Source organism: Rhodopseudomonas sp. (assembly GCF_048594845.1).
Classification (GTDB): Bacteria; Pseudomonadota; Alphaproteobacteria; order Rhizobiales; family Xanthobacteraceae; genus Rhodopseudomonas.
In genome coordinates, this window is the sequence record NZ_JBMDXE010000031.1 from 1 (window position 1) to 7,947 (window position 7,947).

8 protein-coding genes are annotated in these 7,947 nt (G+C 66.0%); all 8 read left to right on the top strand.

Annotation, left to right across the window (positions count from 1 at the left end):
- Positions 1-1,456 (top strand): SPOR domain-containing protein (locus ACOJTD_RS01805; RefSeq protein WP_420131232.1); only part of this gene is annotated, 1,456 nt, incomplete at its 5' end.
- Positions 1,457-1,504: 48 nt separating this feature from the next.
- The gene (gene nagZ / locus ACOJTD_RS01810; RefSeq protein WP_420131233.1) at positions 1,505-2,530 is read left to right on the top strand and encodes a beta-N-acetylhexosaminidase; all 1,026 of its coding nucleotides are present in this window, start codon (positions 1,505-1,507) and stop codon (positions 2,528-2,530) included.
- Positions 2,527-3,357 carry a segregation and condensation protein A gene (locus ACOJTD_RS01815; protein WP_420131234.1) on the top strand — a complete coding sequence of 277 codons (831 nt, stop codon included), beginning with the start codon at positions 2,527-2,529 and terminating at the stop codon, positions 3,355-3,357. Before nagZ ends, ACOJTD_RS01815 begins: the two co-directional genes overlap by 4 nt.
- Positions 3,358-3,377: 20 nt before the next feature.
- The gene (gene scpB, locus ACOJTD_RS01820) at positions 3,378-4,607 is read left to right on the top strand and encodes an SMC-Scp complex subunit ScpB (RefSeq protein WP_420131235.1); all 1,230 of its coding nucleotides are present in this window, start codon (positions 3,378-3,380) and stop codon (positions 4,605-4,607) included.
- 152 nt (positions 4,608-4,759) lie between these two features.
- The gene (locus ACOJTD_RS01825) at positions 4,760-4,999 is read left to right on the top strand and encodes a twin-arginine translocase TatA/TatE family subunit (protein ID WP_420131236.1); all 240 of its coding nucleotides are present in this window, start codon (positions 4,760-4,762) and stop codon (positions 4,997-4,999) included.
- A gap of 191 nt (positions 5,000-5,190) precedes the next feature.
- Complete coding sequence (gene tatB, locus ACOJTD_RS01830) at positions 5,191-5,739, top strand: Sec-independent protein translocase protein TatB (RefSeq protein ID WP_420131237.1); 549 nt, start codon at positions 5,191-5,193, stop codon at positions 5,737-5,739.
- Positions 5,736-6,545 (top strand): twin-arginine translocase subunit TatC, encoded by an 810-nt coding sequence (gene tatC / locus ACOJTD_RS01835; RefSeq protein WP_420131238.1) that lies wholly within the window; start codon positions 5,736-5,738, stop codon positions 6,543-6,545. The genes tatB and tatC overlap by 4 nt, the downstream gene beginning before the upstream one ends.
- 252 nt (positions 6,546-6,797) lie before the next feature.
- Positions 6,798-7,947, top strand: a 1,150-nt coding sequence (gene serS / locus ACOJTD_RS01840; protein ID WP_420131239.1) for a serine--tRNA ligase, incomplete at its 3' end; no start/stop codon positions are given.

Here is a 7,947-nt window from a genome sequence, read left to right on the forward strand (position 1 = left end):
CCGCGCAACCAATTTCCGGCCCAGCACCCCGCTGCCGCCGCTGGACGACGATGCCCCGCCGCAGCCGATGCCGTCGTGGCTGCAGCATCGACGTGCCGCCGAGCCTGAGCCGGCACCGACGCCTGTCCCGCCGCCGCGTCCCGATTTCAGCAAGCCGCCGTCCTTTATGACGGCCGCCGCGCCGCGCCTGTCCGAGTCGCGTGACTACGATCAGCCGAAGTTCAGCGAACCGCGGTTCGAGCAGCCGCAGTTCGATCCGGTGCCGGTTCAGCCGACCCAATTCGAGCAGCAGAGATTCGATCAGCCGCAGTACGACCCGCATTCGTACGATCAGGCGCAGTTCGACTCCCGGACGTCTGCCGACACGTACGCCGCAGCACAGCCGTCCTTGCCGCTGGAGCAACCGCAATTCGTCCCGGGTCGTTACGACGATGCGCTGTACGGCCAGCCTGACCCGTTCCAGGTGCGGCCCGACGCGAACTATCCCGAGGCGCCGTATGGCTACGACGACGGCTATGCGGACGAGCCGGAGCCACGGGCCGTCAAGCCGCGTCGCAACAGCATGGTGACGGTGGCTGCCGTGTTGGCGCTGGCTGTCGTCGGCACCGGCGGGGCCTTTGCGTATCGCACCTTCAGCGGCGGCAGCCGGAGCGGCGAGCCGCCGGTGATCAAAGCCGACCCGACTCCCACCAAGGTGATGGCGACGCCGGCGTCCGGCGATGCGGCGAGTAAACCGATCCAGGACCGGTTGGCCGCCGGCAATGGAGTCGAAGCGCTGGTCTCGCGCGAAGAACAGCCGGCCGACCCGTCGCGCGCCGGGCAGGGTACGCGTGTGGTGTTGCCCCAGCTCAACCAAAATCCCAATCCGCCGGCCGTAGGGTCGGTGTCACCGAACGCCCGGCCTAACTTGCCGGCATCGAGCAACGGCGCAATCGCCAGCGAGGAGCCGCGCCGGATCAAGACGTTCAGCATCCGCCCGGATCAAGCCGACCAGTCGGCTGCGCCAGTGGGCGCTGGCGCTGCCAAGCAGGCCGCCCGCACCCCGCCAACGCCGGCAGCGCCGCAGCAGCGGCCGGCGACCAGACAGGTCGAAGACGCCAACGCGTCGGCCGGGAATGCGCCGCTTTCGCTCAATCCCAATGCGGCGGCAACGCAAAGCAACCAGCGCGTCGCGTCGCTGCCGCCCGCTGAGACGCCGGCGACAACGGGGGGATACGTCGTCCAGATCTCGTCACAGCGCAGCGAGGCGGACGCCAAGGCGTCGTATCGGGCGCTGCAGGGCAAGTTCCCGTCGGTGCTCGGATCGCGGCCGCCGCTGATCAAGCGCGCAGACCTCGGCAGCAAGGGCGTCTATTACCGCGCGATGGTGGGACCGTTCGGAACCCCCGACGAGGCCCAGCAAGTCTGCGGCAATCTAAAATCTGCCGGCGGACAGTGCGTCGTCCAGAGGAATTAACGGCCGTTTCCTTGACCCTGGAGGCGCGCGCGGGCTAAGCGGCCCTGTATGACTTCGCGCGCTTTCATCACCGGTATCTCCGGCCTTGGCATCACGGACGAGGAGCGCGAGTTTCTGCGCAAAACTCGTCCGTGGGGATTTATCCTGTTCAAGCGTAATGTCGACAACCCAGCCCAAGTGGCTGGGGTTATTGGCGAGTTGCGCAGGATCATCGACGCGCCGGACGCCCCCGTCCTGATCGACCAGGAAGGTGGCCGGGTTCAGCGGCTGGGCCCGCCGCATTGGCCGGTCTACCCGCGCGGCGCTGTGTTTTCAGCGCTTTACGACATCGATTCGCAGCTCGGACTGGCCGCCGCACGTCTGAGCGCCCGCCTGATCGCGGCTGATCTCGCCGACCTCGGCATCACCGTCGACTGTCTGCCGCTGGCCGATGTTCCGGTCGCCGGCGCAGATGCGGTGATCGGCGATCGCGCCTACGGCAACGAGCCGGCCAAGGTGGCGGCCATCGCCCGGGCCGTGACGGAAGGGCTGGAGCAGGGCTCCGTCCTGCCCGTGCTCAAACATATCCCCGGGCATGGGCGAGCCACCGCGGACAGTCATTTCCGCCTGCCGACGGTGGATACGCCCCGTGACCAACTCGAGCGCACCGATTTTGCTGCGTTCCAGCCGCTGGCCGACCTGCCGATGGCGATGACTGCACATGTTGTGTTTAGCGCGCTCGATCCCGCCAAACCCGCGACCACTTCTGCGACAATCATCGATCAGGTGATTCGCGGCCGGATCGGGTTCCAAGGGCTACTGATGAGCGATGACGTCTCGATGAACGCGCTGGACGGCACGATCGCGGATCGGACGCGCGCAAGCATTGCGGCCGGCTGCGATGTCGTCCTGCATTGCAACGGCAAGCTCGACGAGATGCGGCAGGTTGCGGCAGAGGTCCCGGAGCTATCCGGCCAGGCGCTGGCTCGCGCCGAAGCCGCGCTGGCGTCGCGCAAGCCGGCGCAGCCGTTCGACCGCACGGCCGCGCGGGCCGAGCTCCAAGCCTTGATCGACCGCGCAGGAATGAGCGCATGACTGCTGAGATTCTGAAGTTCGAGACTGGGCGACCGGCCGAGCCGATCGACCAGGACGAGGCGCTCGTCATCGACGTCGAGGGCTATGAAGGCCCGCTCGATCTGCTGCTGACGCTGGCGCGGCAGCAAAAGGTCGACCTGCACAAGATCTCGATCCTGGCGCTCGCCGACCAGTATCTGCTGTTCATCGAGGAAGCGCGAAAGGTCCGCCTCGAACTCGCCGCCGACTATCTGGTGATGGCAGCGTGGCTCGCCTACCTGAAGTCGCGGCTGCTGCTGCCGGAGCCGCCCGCGCAGGAAGGCCCGAGCGCCGAGGACATGGCGACCGCGCTCGCCAACCGGCTGCGGCGGCTCGAGGCGATCCGCGAAGCCGCAAATGCGCTAATGACCCGGCCGCAGCTGCAGCGCGATGTGTTTCCCCGCGGCGCGGCCGAGTCGATCGACGAGATCCGCCATCCGAAGTTCACCGCGACGCTGTACGATCTGCTCAGCGCCTACGCCACGCAGCGCCAGTCGCGCGTGCTCACCACCGTGCATCTGGCGCGCCGCACCGTGTGGTCGCTGAGCGAAGCGCGCGCCTCGCTGGAACGGCTGGTCGGACTCGCCGAGGAGTGGAGCCGGCTCGACGAGTATCTGCTGCGCTATCTCCCGGACCCTGCCCAGAAGGCGACAGCGCTGGCGTCGAGCTTCGCTGCTGCGTTGGAACTGGTGCGCGAAGGCGAAGTCGAACTGCATCAGTCCGCGCCGCTGGCACCTTTGTATTTTCGAAAGCGTCCGCCGTCTCCAGCGATGGAAGCGGCAACCGTGCCTGAAGTTCCGGCAGGGTAGTGGTAGAAGGAGAGCGAGCCATGGCAAGTCTGGCGGAGAAGCGCATCGTGGAGTTCGAACCGCATATCGAACGCGACGAAGTCGTCACCGAACAGCAGCCGCAGAGCCGGCCCGAGGAGTTGCGTCTTCTCGAAGCCTTGCTGTTCGCCTCGCCCGAACCGCTCGAGCAGGCGGCGCTGGCCAAGCGGATGCCCGAGGGCGTCGACATCAAGGCCGCATTGGCGCAGCTGCAGGCGGACTACGCCCATCGCGGCGTCAATCTGGTGCGCATTGCCAGCAAGTGGACGTTCCGCACCGCCGGCGATCTCGCCTGGCTGATGACGCGCGAGACAACCGAGACCAAAAAGCTGTCGCGCGCCGCGATCGAGATGCTGGCGATCATCGCGTATCACCAGCCGATCACCCGTGCCGAGATTGAAGAGATTCGCGGCGTGGTGACGTCGAAGGGCACGCTCGACGTGCTGCTGGAAACAGGCTGGATCCGACCGCGCGGTCGTCGCAAGACCCCGGGCCGGCCGCTGACCTTCGGCACCACCGATGCGTTCCTGGCGCAGTTCAGCCTCGAAGCCTTGAGCGATCTGCCCGGCCTCGAAGAGCTCAAGGGCTCGGGCTTGCTCGACACCCGTCTGCCGACCGGCTTCAGCGTCCCGTCGCCGTCGGACGATCCGACGCTGCGTGAAGACGAAGATCCGCTGGAGGACGGCGAACTCGATCTGGCACTCGCACCGGTCGCCGATCCGGAAACCGACGAAGAAGCCGTGTCGGCTTCCTCTGACGAAGCTACGCAGAGCGAAGGGGAGACTGCGGTCGGAACGGTCGAGGCTGTGGCCGAAAATACGGACGAGCCGGAGACGGGCTTCGCCGAATCGTCCGAAGAGGATGCGGCCGACGCCGAGGTCGGCTTCGCCGACACCGGCGATACGATCGCTGCCGACGGTGCTGCGACCGACGAGGAAGCCGCGTCTGACGAGGCTGCTTGGGACGACGCGGAGGACAGCGACACAACTGCTGATGCCGAGGCGGCTGAAGTCAGCGACGACGAGACGTCCGAAATCGCTCTCGAAGAGGCCGCGCTCGAATCGTTCGAGGACGAGCAGGACGAAGCTGAGATCGCTGACGCGAATGAAAGCGAAGTGGCCGCCGCCGATTTCGATGCCGTCGCCGAGGATTCTAATGAGACCGACTCCGAACAGCCCGAAGCCGGCGAGGCCGAGGATGACGCCGGCGACCACGACCGTGAGCCGAACTGACGGCACCGGAGCGACGCAACAGGAACACTGGGACCGCGGCAATCACGTCGGCGTTGGCGCGGCTTAAATCCTTGTTTTTGATCGCTCTTGCCCCTAGTTTCTGAAGTCAGGGCACAGGCTGGCGCGCCGGTCGAGTTTCGGGAGATTGCAGGATGGGTTCACTCAGTATCTGGCATTGGATCGTCGTGATCGCGATCGTCCTGCTGCTGTTCGGTCGCGGCAAGATTTCCGACCTGATGGGCGACGTCGCGCAGGGCATCAAGTCCTTCAAGAAGGGCCTGCAGGACGATGAAAAGACTGCCGAAAAGCCAGACCCCGTAAAGTCCATCGACCACAATTCGACGGCCGGCACCGCGCCGAACCGCACCGACGTCGGCAGCAAGGCCGTCTGATCCCGGCGTCGCACGTCGAAGTTTGCCGACACGCCGGTTCATGAGGCAAACCTGTGGCAGCGCGGACGCGCTGCAGCAAAGCCCTTGTGGTGACCCGGCGCGTCAGGCAGGAGTGTCGCAGGGGCGAGTGATCGCCGCGGCGGATGCCGATACCGGCCCGCCGTCGCAGTTTGGCATGTTCGGCACGTCTCATGTTCGACATCGGGTGGAGTGAACTGGTGGTGATCGGGGTCGTCGCGCTGATCGCGATTGGCCCCAAGGAATTGCCCGGCGTGCTCCGCATGGTCGGGCAGTGGATGGGCAAGGCGCGCAGGCTCGCCTCCGAATTCCAGGGTCAGTTCCAGGAGGCGATGCGCGAGGCCGAAATGGCCGACCTCAAGAAGTCGTTCGACGAGGTCAAGGAAGCGACCGCCGGTCTCACCACCAACAACATGCTGACCAAGCTCGGCAGCGAATTGTCCGAAGCCGCCGCGATCGAGAAGACGACCACGATCGACACGCCGCCGGTCGAACCGACCACGCCGGTGCCGCCAACGCCCGAGACTTTCATCGAAGCGACGACGCATGAGGCCGTCACCAGCGAGCCGCTGGCGATCGTCAGCGAAGCGCAGGCGAGCGGCGAGCATCTTCCAGTGCCGGCCGAAACGCATGCGCTCGCAACGCCGGATCTGACGCCGCCTGATCTTGCCCATCCCGAAGCTGCTCCCAGCGAGCCCGTCAAGGACGCCAAAGCCTCATGAGCGCCGAGGATATCGAAGCCTCCAAGGCGCCGTTGATGGACCACCTGATCGAGCTGCGATCGCGGCTGATCAAGGCGCTGCTCGGCTTCGGCGTGGCCTTCATCTTCTGCTTCTTCTTCGCCAAGCAGATCTACAACGTGCTGGTTTGGCCATTCGTCTGGGTCGCGGGCGTCGAGAACTCGAAGTTCATCTACACCGCGCTGCTCGAATACTTCCTCACCCAGCTCAAGCTGGCGATGTTCGGCGCCGGCTTCATCTCGTTCCCGATCGTCGCGACGCAGATCTACAAATTCGTCGCGCCGGGCTTGTACAAGCACGAGAAGAACGCCTTCCTGCCGTATCTGGTGGCGACCCCGGTGTTCTTCGTGCTCGGCTCGCTGGTGGTGTATTTCGTCGTGCTGCCGATGCTGGTGCGGTTCTCGCTCGGCATGCAGCAGGTCGGCGGCGCCGAGACCGCGCAGATCCAGCTGCTGCCCAAGGTCGGCGAGTATCTGTCGCTGATGATGTCGCTGATCTTCGCGTTCGGCCTGGCGTTCCAGCTGCCGGTGATCCTGACGCTGCTCGGGCGCATCGGCGTGCTGACGTCGACGCAGCTCAAGGCCAAGCGCCGCTATTTCATCGTCGGCGCCTTCGTCATCGCCGCGGTGCTGACCCCGCCCGACGTCATCAGCCAGGCCTCGCTCGCGATCCCGCTGATGATCCTGTACGAGGGCTCGATCATCGCCGTGCGGATGGTCGAGAAGAAGCAGGCGGCGGCAGCGGCCGCCGGGGCTGCTGACGCGGAGTCGTCGAAGCCGGCGGAGTAGGGCGCTCGGCACCAGACCGGCGTCATCCTGAGGTGCTCGCCCGCCGGGCGAGCCTCGAAGGATCGCTACCGGCGAGGCACTTGCAGCCGCATCCTTCGAGGCTCGCTGCGCTCGCGCCTCAGCATGACGATTCAGAGGAAGTTGGCTGCCGGCCCTGTTGGGCGATGACCGGGGCCCGGCGGATGCCTTTCAAATCTCGCTCATTCAGGGTACGTCACCGGCTCAGCCCGACCCGCCTTCAGGACGATTCCCATGCACGACATCAAAGCGATCCGCGACAATCCGCAGGCGTTCGACGCGGCGTTCACCCGGCGTGGGCTGGCGCCGATCGCCGAAACGTTGCTGGCGCTTGACGAGGCGCGGCGCAAGGCGGTGCTGGCGGCCGAGCAGGCGCAGGCGCGGCGCAACGCGGCATCCAAGGAAATCGGCGACGCCAAGAAGGCCAAGGACAACGCCCGCGCCGACGCGCTGATGGCCGAGGTCGCCGAGTTGAAGACCACGATGCCGGCGCTCGACGCCGCCGTGAAGCAGGCCGACGAGGCGCTAAAAAAGGCGCTGTCGGAAATCCCCAATCTACCGCTGGCGGAAGTGCCGGAAGGGGCCGACGAGCACGGCAATGTCGAGCATCATCGCTTCGGCGAGGTTCCGAAGTACACGTTCACGCCGAAGCCGCATTACGATCTCGGCGAAGCACTCGGCATGATGGATTTCGAAGCTGCCGCCAAGCTGAGCGGCGCGCGCTTCACCGTGCTGAAGAAAGGCCTCGCTCGTCTGGAACGCGCGATCGGTCAGTTCTTCCTCGACGTTCACACCGGCGACCACGGCTACACGGAAGTGAACCCGCCCTTGCTGGTCAAGGACGATGCGATGTTCGGCACGGCGCAGTTGCCGAAGTTTCGCGAGGATCAGTTCGCGGCCGGCGCAGTCGGCAGCGGCGGTGAAGGCTACTGGCTCATCCCCACCGCCGAAGTCTCCCTTACCAATCTCGTCCGTGAATCCATCCTCGACGAGAAAGAGCTACCGATGCGGCTGACGGCGCTGACGCCGTGTTTCCGCGCCGAAGCTGGCGCTGCCGGCCGTGATACGCGCGGCATGATCCGGCAGCATCAGTTCAGCAAGGTCGAGTTGGTGTCGATCACCACGCCGGAACAGAGCAAGGACGAGCACGAGCGGATGCTGAGCTGCGCCGAGGAAGTGCTGCGCCGGCTCGGGCTGCATTATCGCGTGATGACGCTGTGCACCGGCGACATGGGGTTTGCGTCGCAGAAGACCTACGACATCGAGGTCTGGATGCCGGGGCAGGGTGAGGGCGGAGCGTACCGCGAAATCTCCTCCTGCTCGGTGTGCGGCGACTTCCAGGCCCGCCGTATGGACGCGCGCTCGCGCGGCCCGGACGGCAAGC